The sequence below is a fragment of the Mycolicibacterium wolinskyi genome (assembly GCF_002101965.1).
GTDB classification, from domain to species: domain Bacteria; phylum Actinomycetota; class Actinomycetes; order Mycobacteriales; family Mycobacteriaceae; genus Mycobacterium; species Mycobacterium wolinskyi.
The window spans coordinates 29,558-48,707 of record NZ_LQQA01000035.1 but is presented as its reverse complement, the minus strand read 5'-3'; the positions used below and the strand labels follow the sequence as shown (position 1 = coordinate 48,707).

The following is a 19,150-nucleotide window of genomic DNA, read 5'->3' as shown; positions in this document are numbered from 1 at the left end:
TGCGGTAGTCGGCGAGTTGAGCGGTCAGCTCGCGTGCGTAGGAGAGTTGCCGGCTGAGTCTGATCGAGAGCGCGCTGCTAGCTTGCGGAGGTGGACCTGTTTTCGGAGTCGTGGGCGGCGCTGCGTACGGCGGTGGCCGGCCTCGCGGACGAGGACTTCGCGCGACCATCGGGGTGTGCGGGCTGGCTCGTGCGGGATCTGGTGTGTCATCTGATCATCGACGCGCAGGACGTCCTCATCACCCTGGTGACACCGACCGACCGGGAACCGACACGCAACGCGGTGACCTATTGGGAGGTTTCGTCGACACCGCCGTCCGGTGACGATCCGCTCGATGCGGTGACCGTGCGGCTCGCCGCGGCTTACGAAGAGCCGTGGCTGCTCAAGTTCCACCTGGACGACCTCGGCGCGGCTGCGGGGCGCGCGGCGGTGCTCGCCGATCCCGATCTGCGGGTCGGCACGCGCGACGAGGTGTTCGAGGTGGGCGAGTATCTGCGGGCCTACGTCATGGAGTGGACACTGCACCACCTCGATCTCGTGGCGCATCTCCCGGCGGCCGGGCCGCCACCGGCGGCCGGGCTCGCCGAGTCGCGCAGGATGTTGGAGGAGATCGCCGGGGCGCGCTTTCCCGCCTCGTTGTCCGACACGGACGCCTTGCTGGTGGGCACCGGCCGGCGTGCACCGACCGCGACGGAAGTGGCCGCGCTTGGTGAGCTGGCCGCGAGGCTTCCCCTGATCCTCGGCTGAAACCGTGGCTGACGCACCACCTAGCCAGGTGGCGATCCGCGGATGAAGATGACTGAGTACATCGACGGCGACGGTAAGGATGCCCATGTCTACTCATCGAGCGGTTCACGTCCAGTCCACCGGTGGCGCCTTGGAACTGGCTGACGCGCAGACCGTTCCGCCCGAACGGGGCCAGGTTCGCGTCGCCGTCGCCGCGTGCGGCGTGTGCGGTACCGACCGCGCCATCGTCAACGGTGGCTTTCCCGGCGTCAGCTTTCCGCTCACGCCCGGTCATGAGATCGCCGGGACCGTCGCCGAAACTGGGCCAGGCGTAGACGAATTCGCGGTGGGGGACCGGGTGGCGATCGGCTGGTTCGGCGGCGCCTGCGGCAAGTGCATCCCGTGCCGCAAGGGGTTGTTCATCCACTGCGAGAACGGACAGATCCCCAGCTTGCATTACCCGGGCGGCTATGCGGAATCGGTGACCGCCCCGGCCAATGCGCTGGCCAGGATCCCCGACGAACTCTCGTTCGCCGAAGCCGCCCCGATGGGCTGTGCCGGCGTGACCACCTACAACGCGCTTCGGCACACGCATGCCCTGCCCGGTGATCTGGTGGCGGTGCTCGGGGTGGGCGGCCTGGGCCACCTCGGCGTGCAGTTCGCCAACGCAATGGGTTTCGACACTGTCGCCATCGCGCGCGGCCCCGACAAGGAAGCCGACGCTCGGGCCCTCGGTGCGCGTCACTACATCGACTCCAGAGCCGAGGACGTCAGTGCTCAGCTGCAAAAACTCGGTGGTGCCGCGGTGGTGCTGGCGACCGCAGGCAACTCGCAAGCCATGGCCGACACCGTGGGCGGGCTGGCGCCGCGCGGCGAACTGGTCGCCGTCGGCGTTGCGACCGACCCGTTGGCCATCAGTCCGGCACAGCTGATCCAGCCCGCGCTGAGCATCTCCGGGCATCCGTCGGGTACCGCACGCGACGTCGAAGAGACGATGCGCTTCGCGGTGGTGTCGGGCGTGCGCGCGATGATCGAAGAGCGACCGCTCGCGGACGCGGCCGACGCGTACGCCGCCATGGAGGAGGGTCGTGCCCGCTACCGCATGGTGCTGACAACCTGATTGCGCCACTCGGCGATACGCGCGCGTCGCGGCATTAGCATCCAACGCATGGCCAAGGTGGAGCTCACTCGCGAACTGCCGATCAGTCCGGAGAGCGCATGGGAACACGCGTCGAATCTTGAGGGGCTCGGCGACTGGCTGGTGATGCATGAGGGCTGGCGTAGTGACGTGCCGAGGGAGCTGACTGTCGGCACAACGCTCGTCGGCGTCGCGGGCGCCAAGGGTATGCGCAACCGCGTCACGTGGACGGTGCAGAAGATCGACCCGCCGCAACTGCTCGAAGTCACCGGTAAGGGCGTAGGCGGGACCAAGTACGGACTGAAGATGAGGGTGAAGCCCACGGCGTCGGGATGTGCGTTCGCCGTGACCATCGACTTGGGTGGTCCACCGCTGTTCGGGCCCATCGGATCGGTCGCGGCACGCGCCGTCAAGGGCGACATCGAGCGCTCGATCAAGCAGTTCGAAACGCTCTACGCCTGACGGCGGGCGACGACGGGAACGGTTGTCCGGCATCGATCGAAGCGCGCCCGGATTCGGGTAGTCGGCTACGCGTGCCTGAGCGACGCTGTCTCGATACGGTCGTGGTGGGCTCAGCGGAATCCATTGTGCCCGTTCCAGTCACATGAAGACGAGAAGGAATACGGCCATGGCGCTCAACTATGGTGTGCTACGAGCTCGGCCCGATCGGTTCGTCCGCGAGGATGACGATTCCACCCCGCACCTCCAGATCCGGGCGATCGACGACTCCGGGCAGCCATGGCGTGTCGCGGTCAACGTGCAATCCAACGACGGCAGCGAAGTGGTGTTCTGGGTCGTGGACCCGCTGGTCGGCCATCCCGTCCTGGGCGGTCTGTCCGGCCTTGCGTCGGGCTTCACGGTGCGGCCTGCCACTTCGACAGCGTCGCTCGACTACGTGAAGGCGCCGATGTTCGACTTCACGCTTGGTCGTGCCCTTCCGCCCAGTGGCAACGCCAACGCCGATGACCTCCAAGATCTGCTGGTCCTCTACCTCAACCAGTGCAAAGCTGCCACCGGCGAGCTGTACGCATTCGGCGCCAAATTCGACCGCAATCTGAAGAAGCCGATCGACGCCGAATTCGGCAACACCGACGGCTTACACGGGATCCACGACATCCACATGAACCAGGGCAACGTCGGCGCCCACGCCGGCGACAACGGTGCATTCCACGACGGCGGCCTGCTGCTGGCATTCCCGGACCGAATCGTGGGGCTGTTCTTGGCTTTTCAGACGCAGCGCGTGCCGACCGATGCGGTCGGCGCCGCGGCTCCTGGCGCGCAACCGCTGTCGCGCCTGATCACCGGTCAACCGGGAGTGCCCACACCGGCGGCAGCGGCGCCGGCCTACTTGGAACGGGCCCTGATCAATCCGGCGGGTGCCGATCCCGGTGCGGAATCGATTGTCATCGGCAATGTCGCGACCACTGCGACGTCGTTGCACGGCTGGCGGATCGTCGACCGCAATGGCCGGGAGACCAAGCTGGATGTCACGCTGTCCGGCGGTACGTCGGCGGTCGTCGTCCTCGACGGCACGGGTGTGCAACTCGGCAACAGCGGCGGCAACCTGCTGCTGGTCGACGATCAGGGCAACCTGGTCGACAGCGTTACCTACTCCGCGGCGGATGCGGCGTCCGTCGACCGGTACGTGCGCTTCCAGCGATGACGTTCGCGCCCAGCAGTTTTCACTGCTAGCCGTCGACGAACGTGACGGTTTCGTCGAGGGGTGCGCGGCCGGTGCGGATGTAGGGGACGGTGGGGTCTTCGTAGCCGATGGACATCCCGCAGAAGAGCATGAGGTTGTCCGGAGGCGACAGCACGTCGGCGACGGTCTGGCGGACTTGCGACCACGCCATCTGGGGGCAGCTGTGCAGTCCTTCGGCGCGCAGCAGCAGCATGACGGTTTGCAGGTACATGCCGGTGTCGGCCCATTGGGCGGGGCCGAGGTTGCGGTCGATGTAGCAGAACAGGGCGGCGGGCGCGCCAAAGCAGTCCCAGTTGGCGATGGCGGCGCGTTGGCGGGCTTCCCAGTCGTCGCGGGCGACGCCGAGGACGCTGTAGCGTTCTTTGCCGAAGGCGGCGCGGCGGTCGCGGTAAGGCGCGGGCATGTCGGGCGGGTACATGGTGTATTCGCGTTCATCCCAGTCGGCGCCGGTGGCGACGCGTTCGGTGGCGCGTTTCTTGAGTTCGGCCAGGGGTGCGCCGGTGACGACGTAGATGTTCCAGGGTTGGGTGTTGGAGCTTGAGGGTGACCACCTGGCGGCGGTCAGCACCCGTGCCAGCACGTCCTTGGAGACGGGCCGATCGGTGAAACCACGCACCGCCCGCCGGGTCGTAACCGTTTCGTACACGTCCATGCCCGCCTCCAAGGCTTCCCCGTAGGGCTGCCCGGCGGTCCCGGGCCGCAGATTCAGCATGAAGCGACGCTACGGACCGTGGACCCTTGAGTGTGCGTGGTCGATGAGCGCTACGGGCGGCGAATGGTGGCCGCTACATCCGCGCGCGTTGCCCGACGCCGGTTGCGAGTTCCCTGTACCGAAATCTGCCACCGGCTTTCGGATCGAGCGGAGGTGTATCCATCCCGCTCCCGTCGCGCAGCCCTTCGAGAAATTCGCGAATCGTGTCGAGCGACGAAATTGTCGGCGTCCAGCCGAGCTCGCTGCGGGCTCGTGCCGTGTCCATGACCGGCAGGCTAAGGGCGAGGTCGACGAGTGTCGGGCTGGCCGGCAGCAGATGAAGATTCCACGCCGCCGCCACGGCCGCCCTGATCGGCGGGATCGGCAACTTGATCGGTCGTGCGCCGAGGATCTCGCCCAGCGTGCGGGCGTCGAGCACTGGCTCGGCCGCGAGGTTGAATGCGCCGTGCACGGGACGGATGAGCGCCAGTCGGTAAGCATGCGCGGCGTCGCGCGAATGCAGCGCCTGCAAGCGAAAGCCCGGCAGGTCGGGGACCACCGGCAACAGCGCCGGGCGGATCAAGCTCGTGGGCACCAACGGACCGCCGAACAGGCGCCGCTGTTCGGTTGCCGCCTCGCGCTTGAAGATGAATCCCGGCCGCATGCGGACCACGCGGATATCGGCGTGATCACGCTCGTAGCCGTCGAGCACGCGTTCCAGATACGACTTTTCGCGTCCGTACGCAGCGGTGGGAAGGGCATGGGTGGGCCATGATTCGTCGACGCTGTCGTCGTCGGGGCCGGGGGAGTACGCACCGACTGAGGACGCGTACACCAACACGGGGACGCCTGCTCGCGCGACCGCGTCGAACACGCGAATGCTGCCGAGGACGTTGTTGCGCCACGTCGCGAGCTCGTCGTGAGTCGGCTGGAAGATCCACGCGAGATGAATCACCGCGTCCGCGCCCGCGAAGTGACCGTCGAGGTCATCGCGGGAGACATCCGCTTGAACCCACGTCGTCTTCGGCGGCTGCCAGGTCGGCCGGCGACGCGCGATCCCGACGATCGAGTCCACTTGGTCGTCGGCTGCCAGAACCTCGACCACGCTGCTGCCCACATTGCCGGTCGCGCCGACCACCACTACCCGCATCTCGATCACGCTCCGTCACTGCTGCTCGCTGGTAGCTGTGAGTACCCGATTCGGCCGCCGATACGCGAAGACAACGCGGCCGACACCGGGGTGTCGGCCGCGCTGACAGGTGACGCTATTGCTTGACGTCGAATCGGTCGTTGTTCATGACCTTGGTCCACGCCTTCACGAAGTCGGCGACGAAGCGTTCGCCGGCATCCGATTGCGCGTACACCTCGGCCACGGCGCGCAACACCGAATGTGAACCGAAGACAAGGTCGTTCGCGGTCACGGTCCACTTCGGTGCTCCCGAAACCCGGTCGAAGCCCTCGTACACGTTCTCCGCGGTCTCCGACGCCTTCCACTCCGTCCCCATGTCGAGCAGGTTGACGAAGAAGTCGTTGGTCAACACCCCTGGGCGATCGGTGAACACGCCGTGCTTGCTGCCGCCGTGATTGGCGCCGAGCGCGCGCAGGCCGCCGATGAGCACGGCCAATTGCGGACCGGTGACGCCCAGGAAATAGGCGCGCTCGAGCAGGAGTTTCTCCAGCGGCGCCTTCTCGCCGGGACGCACGTAATTGCGGAAACCGTCGGCTCGCGGTTCGAGCACCGCGAAGGAGTCCACATCGGTGTTCTCTTGGGTCGCATCGGTGCGGCCGGGAGTGAACGGCACCGTGACGTCATGCCCCGCGTCTCTGGCGGCCTTCTCGACGGCTGCCGAGCCGGCCAGCACGATGAGATCGGCCAAGGAGATCTTCTTGCCACCGGACGCTGAGCCGTTGAAGTCCTGCTGGATCCGTTCCAGCACCGGCAGTACCTTCGCGAGCTCGGCAGGCTCGTTCACCTCCCAGTTCTTCTGAGGCTCAAGGCGAAGCCGGGCCCCGTTGGCGCCGCCGCGTTTGTCGGTGTTGCGGTAGCTCGCCGCCGACGACCACGCGGTCTTCACGAGTTGGGGCACCGACAGACCCGAGTCGAGCACCTTGGCCTTCAATGCCGCGATGTCTTGATCGTCGACCAGTTCATGGTCGACGGCCGGAACCGGGTCCTGCCACAGCTGGGGCTCGGGTATCCACGGGCCCAGGTAGCGCGAGATCGGGCCCATGTCGCGGTGCAACAGCTTGTACCAGGCCTTGGCGAACGCCTCGGACAGCTCTTCGGGGTGCTCGAGCCAGCGGCGCGTGATCTGTCCGTAGATCGGATCGACTCGCATCGAGACGTCGGTGACGAGCATGGTCGGCGCGCGGCCGGGCCCGTCGAACGGGTCGGGGATCGTGCCCGCGCCCGCACCGTCCTTCGCGGTGAACTGCCAGGCCCCGGCCGGGCTCTTGGTCAGCTCCCACTCGTATCCGTACAGGGTTTCGAGGAAGCTGTTGTCCCACTTCGTCGGTGTCGGCGTCCAGACGACCTCCAGCCCACTGGTGATCGCATCCTTGCCTTTGCCGCTGCCATAGGAGCTCTTCCAGCCGAGGCCCTGTTGTTCGATCGGGGCCGCCTCGGGTTCGGGCCCGACGAGGTCGGCGTCGCCGGCACCGTGGGTCTTGCCGAACGTGTGACCGCCGACGATCAGCGCAGCGGTTTCCTCGTCGTTCATCGCCATCCGGCCGAACGTCTCGCGGATGTCGTGTGCGGCCGCGAGGGGATCGGGCTCGCCCTCCGGGCCCTCGGGGTTGACATAGATCAGACCCATGGTGGTCGCGCCGTACGGTTCGGCGAGCGAGCGCTCGCCACCGGAATAGCGCTTGTCGGTGCCCAGCCAGGTGTCCTCTTCACCGAACAGGATTTCCTCTGGCTCCCAGACGTCTTCGCGGCCGAAGCCGAACCCGAAGGTTTGGAATCCCATCGACTCCAAGGCGACGTTTCCGGTGAATACCAACAGATCCGCCCACGAGATCTTGTTGCCGTATTTCTGCTTGATCGGCCACAGCAGCCGGCGCGCCTTGTCCAGGCTTACGTTGTCCGGCCAGCTGTTGAGTGGCGCGAACCGCTGCATGCCCTGACCGCCGCCGCCGCGGCCGTCGAAAATGCGGTACGTGCCTGCCGCATGCCAGCTCATCCGGATGAACAGGCCGCCGTAATGGCCGTAGTCGGCCGGCCACCAGTCCTGTGACTGCGTCATGAGCGCCATGAGATCGGCCTTGAGCGCGTCGACGTCGAGCTTGGCGAACTCTTTGCGGTAATCGAAGTCGTCGCCGAGTGGGTTCGATTGAGGTGCGTGCGGGTGGAGCCGTGTCACGTCGATCTGATCGGGCCACCAGTCCTGGTTCGTCAGTGGAGCGTGCGCCTTCGGCGTCGGCGAGGGGATGGCCGGGTTTTCGCTCTCGCTCGTGCTTGCGGTCTTGGTGTCCGGGGTCGGCGGGCGGCTATCGGAGGTATCGGATGACACAGCAAAAATCCTTCCGGGTGGTTGGTGTAACGGGCTGTGATCAAGGGCCTGTCGCCGAACACTCCCGGCACAGACCCCAGTAGATGACTTCGGCCTCGTCGAGGACGAAGCCATCCAGGGCGTTGTCGTCGTCGGCGGGGGTGAGACAGGGTGCTTCACCGACGGCGCAGTCGATGTCGGCGATGGACCCGCAACCGCGGCACACGACGTGGTGGTGGTTGTCTCCGACCCGGGACTCATAACGCGCGGTCGTCCCCGACGGTTGGATTCGCCGGATTAGCCCGGCCGTGGTCAGTGCGTGTAGGACGTCGTAGACGGCCTGACGCGAGACTTTGGGCAGGCTGTCCCGCACTGCCAGGAAGAGTGTTTCGGTGTCGGCGTGGGGACGCGCGTGTACGGCCTCGAGCACAGCGACCCGGGGGCGCGTGACCCGTAGGTCGCTCGTCCGCAGTTGAGCTTCGAACTCCGCCCTGGTGGGCATATCGCCAATAACACGCGCAGATTTGGACGCAGTCAAGTGTTTGTCGTCGATCGAGCCGATGTCGTGCGGGATCTGGGCAGCGGCTGACCACAGCCGACCGTGCGATCGCGGCGTCATGCCCGAACTGGTTACCCAAACTCGATCAAGTTATGCGGCGTCGACACGGCTTTGTCGAAAGACGTTGCAAAACAACGAGATCGAAGCGATGCGGCGCGTGGGATACGGCTTCGCGACGTGCCTCAGTATCGTGCTTGTCGATGGCGCAAGATTTGTCGGGCGGATCCGCCCGCTTCCGTCGTGGTCTGCGGGTCGCGCTGCGCGGGCAGCGCGACCCGGCCCCCGTTGCCGGCCAGCGGAGCCGCAATTCCGCCGGGATGGGTGACCTGCACACGAGGAAGGTTCTCGACCTCACCATCCGGCTCGCCGAGGTGATGTTGTCGTCGGGTTCGGGTACCGCGGATGTCGTCGCGACGGCCCAGGACGTTGCCCAGGCGTACCAGCTCACCGACTGCGTCGTCGACATCACGTTCACCACGATCATCGTGTCGGCGTTGCCGACCGCCGACAGCCCACCGGTGACCATCATGCGGGCGGTGCGCACGCGATCGACCGATTACACGCGCCTTGCCGAACTCGACCGGCTGGTCCGCGACATCACGACCGGTGGCGTCGTGGTCGAGCAGGCGCACGAAGCCATGGACGAGCTGACCGAGCGGCCTCATCCGTACCCGCGCTGGTTGGCCACCGCCGGGTGGGCGGGGTTCGCGCTCGGAATCGCGATGCTCCTCGGTGGCAGCTGGCTGACGTGTCTGGTGGCCGCCGTGACGTCGGCGGCGATCGATCGAGTGGGCCGGGTGCTCAACCGGATGGGGACTCCGTTCTTTTTCCAGAACGTGGTCGGCGCAGCGCTCGCGACCCTGGTCGCGGTGGCCGCGTACCTGTTCACCGGCGAGGGGCTGACCGCGCTCGTCGCCACCGGGATCGTCATGCTGCTGTCCGGTCTGACCTTGGTGGGCTCGATGCAGGACGCCCTCACCGGACACATGATCACCGCGGTCGCGCGGCTCAGTGACGCGCTGTTCATGACGGCGGGCATCGTCGTCGGCATCCTGGCGGGCCTGCAGATCGCGACGGTGGCAGGCATCGAGATACAGCTCCATGTCGACGCGACCGAGACCTTCGTGACGCCGCACCGGCCATTGCCGATAGCGCTCGCGGTCGTGGGCGCGACTTTGGCAGGCGTATGTCTCACGATCGCCAGTTACGCCCCACTGCGCTCGGTGATCCCCGCCGGGCTCGCGGCCGGTCTCGCCGAATTGGTGCTCATCGGTCTAGGAGCGGCCGGCTTCGGCCAGGTTGTCGCGACCGGTATCGCCGCCGTGGGCGTCGGCTTGTTCGCCACGCTGATCTCGATCCGCAGGCAGGCGCCCGCTCTGGTGACCTCGACCGCCGGCATCACGCCGATGCTGCCGGGTATGGCGGTCTTTCGCGCGGTGTTCTACTTCGCGGTCGACGACCGCTTCGACGACGGTCTGGCCCAGCTGTTGGCGGCAGCGGCGACCGCGCTGGCCCTTGGCGCCGGCGTGGTGATGGGCGAGCTGCTCGGCTCCCCGTTGCGTTACGGGGCCGGGCGGATCGGCGACTTCTTCCGGATCGAGGGACCGCCGGGTCTGCGCCGGGCGGTGGGCCGGGTGGTGCGGCTGCGGCCGGCCGACGGTCCCCAGGTGACCGGCACCGCCAGGCCCCGGTCACGAAGCGTCGCATTGGAGCCCGCGCCGGATGACGAACCGGATACCGCGAGTGCCAACGACCCGCCGCAGGACTCGCCGGGGCACGACGAAGAGCGGTAACGCGCGGCGGCTAACAACCCTGTGGGGCAACGGTTTCAGCCCTTGAACCGGCACGCGGATTCGATGCGCGAACCGGTGACTGCGGTGGCGGTTGCACGCCGTGTGCGATGCCGTTGGCCGCGTGGACTCCGCTTACGAGCGCCGCAATGAGCCGGAAGCCGGGTCGCTGGCGCAATCGGTTCCATCGGGATGTGCGTCGATAAAACATGACTCGATCGTCGCCCGGCGTCGCGGCATCAAACAGTGGCACTAGAGCCGTCATTCATTAAGATAGTGACATGCATGAGGTGGCAATCCTCGCCTATGACGGAATGTCGGGTTTCGAGTCCGGTCTGGCAGCCGAGATTTTCGGGATCACCGAACTGTCCGGCAGGTTCTCAGCAGACATCCCACGGCCGTGGTACTCGATCAAGTTGTGTGCCGAGACCCCGGACGTACGCATGATCGGCGGCGCCACGGTGCATGCCGGGTACGGGCTGTCCGATTTGGCGACCGCCGACACGGTGATAATCCCGAGTGTTCGAGACGTGACCGAACCGCTGTCGCCGGCGTTGACCGATGCGATCCGAGCGGCCCACGATCGAGGCGCGCGGCTGGTGTCGATCTGTTCCGGAGCATTCGCACTGGCGGCCGCGGGTGTACTCGACGGCCGGCAGGCCACGACGCACTGGATCTACGTGGATCTCCTCCAACAGAAGTACCCAGAGATCGATGTCGATCCGGCTCCGCTCTATGTCGATGGTGGTGGCGTGCTCACGAGCGCGGGCTGTGCGGCCGGGCTGGATCTGTGTTTGCACATCGTGCGGTCAGATCACGGCGTGCGCGTCGCCAACGACATCGCCCGGCGGTTGGTGATCTCGCCACATCGCGCCGGCGGACAGGCCCAGTACATCGACAGTCCGGTGCCCGAGCCGGCGGCCGACGGGCGGATCGCCGCGAGCATGGAGTGGGCACTGAGCCATTTGGATTCGCCAATTGCTCTGGACGACTTGGCTTCCCAATCGGCACTGTCGCGGCGCACTTATCTGCGCCAGTTCGCGAAAGCAACGGGCACCACGCCGATCAAGTGGCTCATCGAACAGCGCATCCAGGCGAGTCTTGCGCTGCTGGAATCGTCTTCGCTGTCGATCGAGCAGATCGCCACCCGGGTGGGCTTCGAATCCGCGGTGACGTACCGCCACCACTTCGTCCGCCAGCTGCACACCACGCCGAGCGATTACCGCAACTGCTTCGCGGGGGCCTAGGCCGGCACGACGTGCGGCCTAGGCCATCGCGTCGACTACCGCGACATGCTCGCCAGCATTCCGGCCTCGTATGAGCCCGCCGGGGTGCGGACTATCACGTTCATCCGGTTGGCCGCGTTGATGAGCGCGATCTGGCAGATCAGTGCGGCGAGCTGCTCGTCGTCGTAATGCCTGCGCACCTCCGACCAGGTCTCATCGGACACGCCGTGCGAAGCATCGGCGATCCTGGTCGCTTCCTCGGTGAGCGCGAGCGCGGACCGCTCGGCTTCGGTGAACACCGTGGCCTCCCGCCAGACAGCCACCAGGTTGAGGCGCACCGCGGATTCGCCTGCTGCCGCCGCCTCTTTGGTGTGCATGTCGGTGCACATCGCACATCCGTTGATCTGACTGGCCCGGAGGCTGACCAATTCCCGGGTGGCCTTGGGCAACGTCGATTGGTCGAGTACCAGACCGACACCGTGGAACCGCTTGCTGAACTGGGCGGCGAGGTCGGTGGCGAGAATATTGAGCCGGGCATCCATGGATTTCTCCTCCTTGTGGTGACGTGGACGACCATGAGATGCCGCAGGGCGCACCGTTGTGACACCGCTTTCTCCCGCGACTCGCGTACTAGCCTCGTATCGATGAGCAACGGACGCATGAAAGTGCTGATCATCGGTGGGGGATTCGGCGGTCTGTTCTGCGCGCGCCGACTCGGCCGCGTCGACGTCGACGTGACACTGCTCGATCGTGCGGCGGGCCATCTCTTCCAGCCCCTGCTGTACCAGTGTGCAACCGGGACACTGAGTATCGGGCACATCAGCCGTCCGCTGCGTGAGGAGTTCGCGCGCCATCGCAATGTGAGAACACTGCTCGGTGAGGCGGTCGAACTCGATCCCGGGGCGCGTACGGTCACCGCACGACGGCCCGATGAGACGACTTTCACGCTCGACTACGACGTGCTCGTCATCGCCGCAGGCATGCAGCAGTCCTATTTCAACAACGCTCAATTCGCGGCGTGGGCACCGGGTATGAAAACCCTTGACGATGCGCTGAGCATCCGCCAGCGGTTGTTCACCGCGTTCGAGATCGCCGAGACGCTGCCGCCCGGACCCGACCGCGATGCCTGGCTCACGTTCGTGGTCGCCGGCGGCGGCCCCACCGGGGTCGAGTTGGCCGGACAGATCCGCGAAATGGCGACTCGAACGCTGGCCAACGAGTTCCACAGCATCGAGCCAGAAGAAGCCAGGGTGTTGTTGTGCGATGGCGGGGACCGGGTCCTGAAGAGCTTCGCGCCTGATCTGGCGGAGAAAGCGACTCGCACGCTGCAGAAGCTCGGCGTGGAGATGCGCATGGGTGTGCACGTCACCGATGTCCGGCGCGACGGGGTGACGGTGTCGCCGAAGGCGGGCGGGCCCGACGAAGTCCACGCGGCACGAACCGTCCTGTGGACCGCAGGCGTCGAGGCGGTGCCGTTCGCCCGGCACATCGCCGAGGTGCTGGGAGCCAAATCCGATCGATCCGGCCGCATCGAAGTCGATCCCGATCTGTCGGTCCCCGGGCATCCCGAGGTCTTCGTCGTCGGTGACCTGGTGGGACGCGACAAGCTGCCGGGAGTCGCCGAAAACGCCATGCAGGGCGGGCTGCACGTCGCCGCATGCATCCGGCGCGAACTCGAGGGCAAGCCGCGACGGCCGTATCGCTATCGCGATCTCGGTTCGGCGGCATACATCAGCCGGGGAAACGCCCTGCTCCAAGTCGGGCCCGTGCGGGTGGCGGGTTTCGTCGGATGGCTCGCGTGGGGCTTCATCCACATCGCGTTCCTCACCGGGGTGCGCAATCGTGTCAGCACCGTCGCCACCTGGTTGGCCACCATCGCCCGGGCCAGCCGCTACCACCGGGCGTTCATGCTCGGCAGCGACTCCATGCCCGAGCAGCGCTACACCTGGTCGGCATGGGACGCGCCGACACCACCTCCGGAAGTTCAGCCCGACGCGGGTGCCGGCTCGCCGGAACAAACGCCGCGATGAGTTTCGGCGGGCCGCGAGGTCTACTCGTTGTCGCCGACCGATCAGGAGGAATGCGTGCCCCAGTTGCTCAGAGTCCAGAACTTCAACGTCTCGCGGGACGGTTTCGGCGCCGGACTCAACCAGAGTTTCGAGCGTCCCTTCGGAGACGCCGACCCGGGTGACATGTTCGCGTGGGCAGGTGCGACGGCGAGCTGGCCGAACCGCACCGACCCGGGCGGGAGTCGCGGCCTCGACGACTACTTCACTCGGGACTTCGCCCATAACATCGGGGCAGAGATCATGGGCCGCAACAAGTTCAGCCCACACCGGGGGCCGTGGCGTGACCACGAATGGCAGGGCTGGTGGGGTGACGAGCCGCCGTTCCACACTCCGGTTTTCGTGATGACCCACCATGAGCGTCCGTCTTTCACGCTCTCCGACACGACATTCCACTTCGTCAACGGTGACCCGGCCACCGTTCTCGAGCAAGCCCGGCAGGCCGCGCAGGGCAAGGATGTGCGGCTCGGCGGCGGGGCGACCACCATCCGGCAATTCCTCGACGCCGACCTCGTCGACTCCCTCCATGTGGCGGTGTCACAGATCGAAATCGGCGCCGGGTCGCGGCTGTGGGAGTCGCCCGACGAATTGGATGACCGGTTCCACCACGACATCGTGCCGAGCCCGAGCGGCGTGACGCATCACCTGTTCTGGCGGTGACGGTGCCCCGCCGGTGTCACCCTTCCGGATAGAACACGAATAACGTACAGCCGGTGACTGTTTGGGGGATGTGCCAGGAGCCGGCGGGGGCGTGGATGAACGACCCTTCCGGGTAATCGCGCACGCCGTCGTTGAACGTCCCGGAGACGACGTAGACCTCTTCCGGGCCGGGCTCGTGGATGTCCTTGCCGACCCAGCTCGCGCCGGGATCCATCTCGACGACATGCGCAGACGCGCCGTCCTCGCCCGTCCACAGCGAGCGCAACCGAATTCCCGGGAACAGCTCCCGCACGCCTGCATCGGTGACCGAGGCCCAGGCATAGCCCGGCATGTCCGGGCCGTTGTTCGTCACTGTCACACCTCGATGGTGTTCCGGCCAGGCAGCCATGACCAGTGTCTGAATAGACATCTACCGGTACTATCTAGCCATGGTCGACCGAACCGCGCATCGGGTGGCGGCGCTGGTGAGCCCGCCGCAGGGTCCGTTCGAGCTTGCTTGTGTGACAGAGGTTTTCGGTGTCCAACGGGATACGGATCCGGCTCGTTACGAGCTCACCGTGTGTACCGAACGACCCGGGGTTGTGGCGACGCCGGTGGGGTACGCGATGACGATTTCAGCTGGGCTCGGTGCGCTCGACACCGCCGACACGATCGTCATCGCCGGTTGGCGACCGGTGAACGCGCCGCTGTCCGCCGATGTGCGGCGTGCACTCACGAGGGCGCACGAGCGCGGATGCCGCATTGCGACGATCTGCACCGGCACATTCGCACTCGCCCAGACCGGTCTGCTCGATGATCGACCGGCGACCACCCACTGGGCCAAGGCAGCCGAGCTGCAAGAACGATTTCCCCGCATCAAGGTCGATCCGGACGTGCTGTACGTCGACGACGGGGACGTCGCGACAAGCGCGGGCGCGGGCGCGGGCATCGACCTGTGCCTGCATCTGATCCGCAAGGACCACGGGGCGGCCTACGCGGCACACGTCGCCCGGCACTTGGTGATGCCGCCTCACCGCGAAGGTGGCCAGGCTCAGTACGCGGCCCCGCCTACCGTGGTGACTCCGCCACCGTCCCTGGCCGAACTGCTGGACTGGGTGAGCAGGCGGCTCGATGAGCCGATCACGTTGGAGGACATGGCGAATCATCTTCACGTCTCCTCACGCACACTGGCCCGTCGGTTCGTCGAGCAACTCGGCACCAGCCCTGGTCAATGGCTGCTGACCCAACGGATCAACGCCGCGCGAGCGTTGCTGGAAGAGACCGATCTGCCGGTCGATACGATCGCGATCCGCGTGGGCTTGTCGTCGGCGACCAATCTCCGACGCCGTTTCCAATCCGCCGTACACACCACACCGGGCGCTTATCGCCGGGCATTCCGGCAGCAACGCGCGTGAGCGCCTGGGCCCGGCCGATCCGAATCGAGTAGCCGACTACTCATGTCCGGCGATGTGGGCCACAGATACGTTTCAGTCGTCACGTCGCCACGTTCATCCAGGTGAGAGGGTGGCCCATCATGCCTCGCGACATGCGTGCAATGCCGGACCTCATGGGTATCTCCCACATTGATCTGACGGTTTCCGACTGCGACCGCTCGGCGGACTGGTGGCAGGATGTGTTCGGCTTCGTTCTCGTGAATCGCACGCAAGCCGACAGCTTCGAGACCCGATCGCTCGTGCACCCGTCCGGCGTCGCGCTAACCGTGGTCACCCACGACGGCACCGGGGCGGTCGGAGCGTTCAACGAGCGTCGAACAGGGCTCGACCACTTGGCGTTTCGGGTCGCGGATATCGACGAGCTGCGACGGTGGGTTGCTCATCTCGAGAACAAGAACGTGGTCCATACCGGGATCATCGACGTCGGCTACGGACCGACCATCGTGATCCGCGATCCAGACAACGTGCAGCTCGAGTTGTACGTCCACTGAAGGCCCGGCATTCGGGGACAGGACTAGGTCACGACGGCGAAGGAAAGCTCGGCGCTGCCGATCTGATTGAGCGGCTCCGGCGTCACGGCAACCGCTTCGACGCCGCCTTCACCCGCGGTCATCGATGCGTCGAGCGCGATCCGGTACCGCATGGTGGTCGTCTTCCCTTTCGGCAACTCGTGCACGTTCGAATAGCCGGCCAGAAAATCCATGCCCGTGCCCGCAGTGGCGGGCGTGACGGGGACCCAGCTTGCTGCGGCATCGTCAAATCGCTCCACCGAACCCGTGGGAATCGACAGCGGGCCCGGCGCACAGCTGCAGCGGCTGAGTACCAGGACCACGCCGACCTGCGGATAGGCAATGGCCGAGTCGTTGCACAGCGTCACTTCGACTTCGGTCGGTGGGCCGCCCGCGGTGACCGTATGGGACGGAATGCCATTGATTGTCAACGATATTCGTGCCGCTTCCGGTACCGTTCCGTAGGGCTCGACGCTCGGCGCCGGCGCGGTCGACGGATTGGTGGCGCAATCGGCCACGGGCGCCGGCTGCGTCGTCGACACTGCCGGCGAACTCGTGCGCTCCGGCGTACCGGCACTCGCCGGCGGCGCGCTGACCGTGGGCGATACCGGCGGCTCGGCATCCGGCGTGCCCGCCGAGCACCCGGCCAGGGCTGTCGCCGCGATCAGTGAGGCCAGGCCGATGCCGGCCTGGCGCATCATCGTGTTCATCGAGTACTCCTGGTGCCCAAGGATTGCTGTGCGGCGTCCGTCCGCGTGTGTACAAGTGAATCGCGTTGCGACCGCTACCGATCCCAAATCGGACGATCCGTACGGATCGTTCTGAGCAGACCTTGACATTGACGTTACGTCAGCTTTTAGCGTGGATCTCATGAGTTGGTCGATCCAGCAGGTGGCCCGGATGTCCTCGGTGTCCTCGCGGACATTGCGGTACTACCACCAGATCGGATTGCTGAATCCGGCTCGGATCGGTGCGAACGGATACCGCTATTACGAGCGGGAACAGCTGTTGCGGCTGCAGCAGATCCTGCTCTTGCGTCAGCTGGGCCTCGATCTGGCCAGCATCGGCGCTGTCGTCGACGCCGAGGACGACCCGGTTGTCGCATTGCGTCGCCATCACCAACGACTTCTGGAACAGCGCGGTGAAATCGACCGGCTCGCCGCCACCGTCGCAGCCACGATCAAACATCTCGAGGAAGGAACTGACATGCCCGCCGAACGGTTCTTCGATGGGTTCGAGATCACCCCGGAGTACATAGCCGAACTCGAAGCACGCCGGATCGCACATACCGGTGAGACGAACCAGCCCGAACTGGCGGAGGTGAAACGCAACATCGCCGAGTGGTCCTCGGACGACTTCGAGGCCTTCAATCGTGAAGGCGTACAAGTGGAACAACGCATGGTGGAGCTGCTGCGTGCCGGTGTCGCGGCGGACGATCCGCGCACATTCGCGGTGCTCGACGATGACTTGGCCCTGCAGCGCAAGTTATGGACACCGACCAAGGCCGGCTATATCGAACTCGCGCAGGCGCTCGACGAACCATCGGAACTTCGCGCCCACTACGAGGCACAGGATGCGCGGTTGCCCGAATACCTGCGGGACGCGATGCTGGCCTACGCCGAAACGCATCTCGACGACGGAGAGAACTGATGGCGACCGAAGAACTCATGGGCAACGCACTACTGGCCGGAGCCATCACCCTGGCCGGCGGCGCGATCGGTGCCGGAATCGGCGACGGCATCGCCGGGTCTCAGTTCATCGCCGGCGTCGCACGGCAACCGGAGGCGCAATCACGGCTTTTCACACCGTTTCTCATCACCATCGGGCTCGTCGAAGCCACCTTCTTCATCAACGTCGCGTTCATGGCGCTGTTCGTGTTCGCGACGCCCGGCGGGTAACGGCGACGTGCCACCTCTCACTGACGCGCGAACCATCACCCGTGCGCCGGCCGGGACTGCAGTTCGGGTCCCGCAGCGGCGAACAACGCTTGCCGGCTGCCGGTCAGCGGCGGATAGATCCGCGCGGTGTTGATCGTGGTCTTGGTGGCCTTGGCTTCCGCGCCGGTTGCGACAACCTGTCGGTCCCACCCCTCGGTGTAGACCGCCCCGGCCGGCCCTAGATCCAAAACCGTGACGTACCAGGGGATCCGCAGCGCCAGCATCGGCTCGCCGACCAGATCGCTGATCACGTTGTAACCGGCGTATCGGCCCATCGGCCTGCTGTGCTGGCACGACATGACCGACATGTGTTCGTCGTCCATCTTCGCGGCGGCAACGTCGCCGGCGGCGAAGACATCGGCAACGCCCTCGACGCGCAGGTAGTCATCGACCGGTACTCGGCCGAGCCGATCCAACGTCACGGGCAGCTGCGCGGTCAACGGGTTGGCACGCATACCCGCACACCACACCACGGTCGCCGCAACGACGACTTCGCCGGACGAGAGTGTGACGGTGTCCTTGTCGACCCCGGTAACGGCGACCCCCGTTCGTGTCTCGATTCCGTTGTCGGACAACGCCGTCTCGATGATCGGGCGTGCGGACGCGCCCATGTCCGAGCCAACGAGGGGGTTGTGGTCCACGAGGACAACGCGGGGGTGCACGGCGCCGGCGAACACGTCCGATAACCGCCGAGGAAGCTCACATGCCGTTTCGATGCCCGTCAACCCCGCACCGATCACCACGGCGGTGGCAATGCCCGGACGCGTCGGGCCGGTGGCCAAGCGGGTCAGGTGAGCGTCGAGTCGAGTAGCGCCGTCGAAGGTATCGACATCGAACGCGAGATCCCGCAGCCCCGGTACGTCGGGCCGAACCACCTGACTGCCTGCCGCGAGCACCAGCCGGTGATAGTCGAATGTCGTTGTCCCACCAGTGTTCTGCGCTGTGACGGTACGCCCATGAACGTCGATATCGGTGACGTCGGCCACGACGTGGCCCACCCCTACCGGGTCGAGCACGGCCGAGAGCGGGATTCGGCACTCCGACAGGTCGGCTTCGTAGTTGCGTACCCGAATGTCGTGAAACGGCCGGTTGGTGAGCACCGTGATCTCGATGTCGTCCACACGCCGACCGAGCTGGTCAATCCGTCGAGCCGCGCCGATGGCGGCCCACAGCCCGGCGAAGCCGGACCCGACGACCAATACGCGGGGCATGCTGACCTTGT

General features: G+C 66.2%; 20 protein-coding genes. 12 read left to right on the top strand and 8 right to left on the bottom strand.

The annotated features are described in order from the left end of the window. The first annotated feature begins 90 nt into the window (after nt 1–90). The 4 genes from AWC31_RS35440 to AWC31_RS35425 all read left to right on the top strand — a co-directional run bounded on the left by AWC31_RS35440 (nt 91) and on the right by AWC31_RS35425 (nt 3,527). A complete protein-coding gene (locus tag AWC31_RS35440; RefSeq protein ID WP_085150394.1) occupies nt 91–747 on the top strand; it encodes a maleylpyruvate isomerase N-terminal domain-containing protein in 657 nt (218 codons plus the stop codon). An 85-nt stretch (nt 748–832) separates the two neighbouring features. Continuing rightward, on the top strand, nt 833–1,846 hold the full coding sequence (locus tag AWC31_RS35435) for an alcohol dehydrogenase catalytic domain-containing protein (protein ID WP_067855979.1): 1,014 nt from the start codon (nt 833–835) through the stop codon (nt 1,844–1,846). Nucleotides 1,847–1,894: 48 nt separating this feature from the next. Continuing rightward, entirely contained in the window at nt 1,895–2,326 is a 432-nt protein-coding gene (locus AWC31_RS35430) for a type II toxin-antitoxin system Rv0910 family toxin (protein ID WP_085150392.1), read from the top strand. A gap of 166 nt (nt 2,327–2,492) precedes the next feature. Further along, nucleotides 2,493–3,527, top strand: coding sequence for a DUF2278 family protein (locus AWC31_RS35425; protein WP_165766111.1), 1,035 nt, complete (start codon nt 2,493–2,495; stop codon nt 3,525–3,527). 25 nt (nt 3,528–3,552) lie between these two features. Here AWC31_RS35425 and AWC31_RS35420 read toward each other — a convergent pair whose 3' ends face one another. From AWC31_RS35420 to AWC31_RS35405, 4 genes are all read right to left on the bottom strand, one after another. Then, the gene (locus AWC31_RS35420; protein ID WP_085150639.1) at nt 3,553–4,218 is read right to left on the bottom strand and encodes a nitroreductase; all 666 of its coding nucleotides are present in this window, start codon (nt 4,216–4,218) and stop codon (nt 3,553–3,555) included. Between the two features lie 133 nt (nt 4,219–4,351). Then, on the bottom strand, nt 4,352–5,407 hold the full coding sequence (locus tag AWC31_RS35415) for an NAD-dependent epimerase/dehydratase family protein (protein WP_085150637.1): 1,056 nt from the start codon (nt 5,405–5,407) through the stop codon (nt 4,352–4,354). 115 nt (nt 5,408–5,522) lie between these two features. Continuing rightward, the gene (gene katG / locus AWC31_RS35410) at nt 5,523–7,769 is read right to left on the bottom strand and encodes a catalase/peroxidase HPI (protein ID WP_085150388.1); all 2,247 of its coding nucleotides are present in this window, start codon (nt 7,767–7,769) and stop codon (nt 5,523–5,525) included. 40 nt (nt 7,770–7,809) lie between these two features. Then, the gene (locus tag AWC31_RS35405) at nt 7,810–8,250 is read right to left on the bottom strand and encodes a Fur family transcriptional regulator (protein WP_085150635.1); all 441 of its coding nucleotides are present in this window, start codon (nt 8,248–8,250) and stop codon (nt 7,810–7,812) included. 257 nt (nt 8,251–8,507) lie between these two features. Here AWC31_RS35405 and AWC31_RS35400 point away from each other — a divergent pair, with 257 nt between their 5' ends. Next, a complete protein-coding gene (locus AWC31_RS35400) occupies nt 8,508–10,100 on the top strand; it encodes a threonine/serine exporter family protein (protein ID WP_085150386.1) in 1,593 nt (530 codons plus the stop codon). Between the two features lie 278 nt (nt 10,101–10,378). Beyond that, nucleotides 10,379–11,344, top strand: coding sequence for a helix-turn-helix domain-containing protein (locus AWC31_RS35395; RefSeq protein WP_085150384.1), 966 nt, complete (start codon nt 10,379–10,381; stop codon nt 11,342–11,344). Between the two features lie 35 nt (nt 11,345–11,379). Here the strand turns inward: AWC31_RS35395 and AWC31_RS35390 are convergent, their stop codons facing one another. After that, entirely contained in the window at nt 11,380–11,865 is a 486-nt protein-coding gene (locus tag AWC31_RS35390; protein ID WP_067855704.1) for a carboxymuconolactone decarboxylase family protein, read from the bottom strand. A 102-nt stretch (nt 11,866–11,967) separates the two neighbouring features. On the opposite strand from AWC31_RS35390, the gene AWC31_RS35385 reads away from it, so the two are divergent. Beyond that, nucleotides 11,968–13,353, top strand: coding sequence for an NAD(P)/FAD-dependent oxidoreductase (locus AWC31_RS35385; RefSeq protein WP_085150382.1), 1,386 nt, complete (start codon nt 11,968–11,970; stop codon nt 13,351–13,353). 54 nt (nt 13,354–13,407) lie between these two features. After that, on the top strand, nt 13,408–14,049 hold the full coding sequence (locus AWC31_RS35380) for a dihydrofolate reductase family protein (protein WP_085150632.1): 642 nt from the start codon (nt 13,408–13,410) through the stop codon (nt 14,047–14,049). Between the two features lie 16 nt (nt 14,050–14,065). On the opposite strand, the gene AWC31_RS35375 is transcribed toward AWC31_RS35380, so the two are convergent. Beyond that, nucleotides 14,066–14,380, bottom strand: coding sequence for a cupin domain-containing protein (locus AWC31_RS35375; protein WP_085150630.1), 315 nt, complete (start codon nt 14,378–14,380; stop codon nt 14,066–14,068). A 97-nt stretch (nt 14,381–14,477) separates the two neighbouring features. Between AWC31_RS35375 and AWC31_RS35370 the strand changes: the two genes are divergently transcribed. Both AWC31_RS35370 and AWC31_RS35365 read left to right on the top strand, forming a co-directional pair. Next, nucleotides 14,478–15,443, top strand: coding sequence for a GlxA family transcriptional regulator (locus AWC31_RS35370; RefSeq protein WP_085150380.1), 966 nt, complete (start codon nt 14,478–14,480; stop codon nt 15,441–15,443). A gap of 119 nt (nt 15,444–15,562) precedes the next feature. Next, nucleotides 15,563–15,973, top strand: a complete 411-nt coding sequence (locus AWC31_RS35365) for a VOC family protein (protein ID WP_085150378.1) — start codon at nt 15,563–15,565, stop codon at nt 15,971–15,973. A gap of 23 nt (nt 15,974–15,996) precedes the next feature. On the opposite strand, the gene AWC31_RS35360 is transcribed toward AWC31_RS35365, so the two are convergent. Then, the gene (locus tag AWC31_RS35360) at nt 15,997–16,701 is read right to left on the bottom strand and encodes a hypothetical protein (RefSeq protein WP_085150375.1); all 705 of its coding nucleotides are present in this window, start codon (nt 16,699–16,701) and stop codon (nt 15,997–15,999) included. Between the two features lie 160 nt (nt 16,702–16,861). Here AWC31_RS35360 and AWC31_RS35355 point away from each other — a divergent pair, with 160 nt between their 5' ends. Further along, a complete protein-coding gene (locus AWC31_RS35355; RefSeq protein WP_133060246.1) occupies nt 16,862–17,641 on the top strand; it encodes a MerR family transcriptional regulator in 780 nt (259 codons plus the stop codon). Continuing rightward, nucleotides 17,641–17,889: a F0F1 ATP synthase subunit C gene (locus AWC31_RS35350; RefSeq protein ID WP_085150371.1), complete on the top strand. Its 249-nt coding sequence runs from the start codon at nt 17,641–17,643 to the stop codon at nt 17,887–17,889. Before AWC31_RS35355 ends, AWC31_RS35350 begins: the two co-directional genes overlap by 1 nt. Nucleotides 17,890–17,924: 35 nt before the next feature. Here AWC31_RS35350 and AWC31_RS35345 read toward each other — a convergent pair whose 3' ends face one another. Further along, nucleotides 17,925–19,139 carry an NAD(P)/FAD-dependent oxidoreductase gene (locus AWC31_RS35345; protein WP_085150369.1) on the bottom strand — a complete coding sequence of 405 codons (1,215 nt, stop codon included), beginning with the start codon at nt 19,137–19,139 and terminating at the stop codon, nt 17,925–17,927. Between the last annotated feature and the right edge of the window lie 11 nt (nt 19,140–19,150).

Bases quoted from the DNA above. Each gene is read 5' to 3' on its own strand.
- AWC31_RS35435 (WP_067855979.1), top strand. From the start codon at position 833: ATGTCTACTCATCGAGCGGTTCACGTCCAGTCCACCGGTGGCGCCTTG.
- AWC31_RS35430 (WP_085150392.1), top strand. From the start codon at position 1,895: ATGGCCAAGGTGGAGCTCACTCGCGAACTGCCGATCAGTCCGGAGAGC.
- AWC31_RS35425 (WP_165766111.1), top strand. From the start codon at position 2,493: ATGGCGCTCAACTATGGTGTGCTACGAGCTCGGCCCGATCGGTTCGTC.
- AWC31_RS35420 (WP_085150639.1), bottom strand. From the start codon at position 4,218: ATGGACGTGTACGAAACGGTTACGACCCGGCGGGCGGTGCGTGGTTTC.
- AWC31_RS35415 (WP_085150637.1), bottom strand. From the start codon at position 5,407: ATGCGGGTAGTGGTGGTCGGCGCGACCGGCAATGTGGGCAGCAGCGTG.
- AWC31_RS35405 (WP_085150635.1), bottom strand. From the start codon at position 8,250: ATGCCCACCAGGGCGGAGTTCGAAGCTCAACTGCGGACGAGCGACCTA.
- AWC31_RS35400 (WP_085150386.1), top strand. From the start codon at position 8,508: ATGGCGCAAGATTTGTCGGGCGGATCCGCCCGCTTCCGTCGTGGTCTG.
- AWC31_RS35395 (WP_085150384.1), top strand. From the start codon at position 10,379: ATGCATGAGGTGGCAATCCTCGCCTATGACGGAATGTCGGGTTTCGAG.
- AWC31_RS35390 (WP_067855704.1), bottom strand. From the start codon at position 11,865: ATGGATGCCCGGCTCAATATTCTCGCCACCGACCTCGCCGCCCAGTTC.
- AWC31_RS35385 (WP_085150382.1), top strand. From the start codon at position 11,968: ATGAGCAACGGACGCATGAAAGTGCTGATCATCGGTGGGGGATTCGGC.
- AWC31_RS35375 (WP_085150630.1), bottom strand. From the start codon at position 14,380: ATGCCGGGCTATGCCTGGGCCTCGGTCACCGATGCAGGCGTGCGGGAG.
- AWC31_RS35370 (WP_085150380.1), top strand. From the start codon at position 14,478: ATGGTCGACCGAACCGCGCATCGGGTGGCGGCGCTGGTGAGCCCGCCG.
- AWC31_RS35365 (WP_085150378.1), top strand. From the start codon at position 15,563: ATGCCTCGCGACATGCGTGCAATGCCGGACCTCATGGGTATCTCCCAC.
- AWC31_RS35360 (WP_085150375.1), bottom strand. From the start codon at position 16,701: ATGAACACGATGATGCGCCAGGCCGGCATCGGCCTGGCCTCACTGATC.
- AWC31_RS35355 (WP_133060246.1), top strand. From the start codon at position 16,862: ATGAGTTGGTCGATCCAGCAGGTGGCCCGGATGTCCTCGGTGTCCTCG.
- AWC31_RS35350 (WP_085150371.1), top strand. From the start codon at position 17,641: ATGGCGACCGAAGAACTCATGGGCAACGCACTACTGGCCGGAGCCATC.
- AWC31_RS35345 (WP_085150369.1), bottom strand. From the start codon at position 19,139: ATGCCCCGCGTATTGGTCGTCGGGTCCGGCTTCGCCGGGCTGTGGGCC.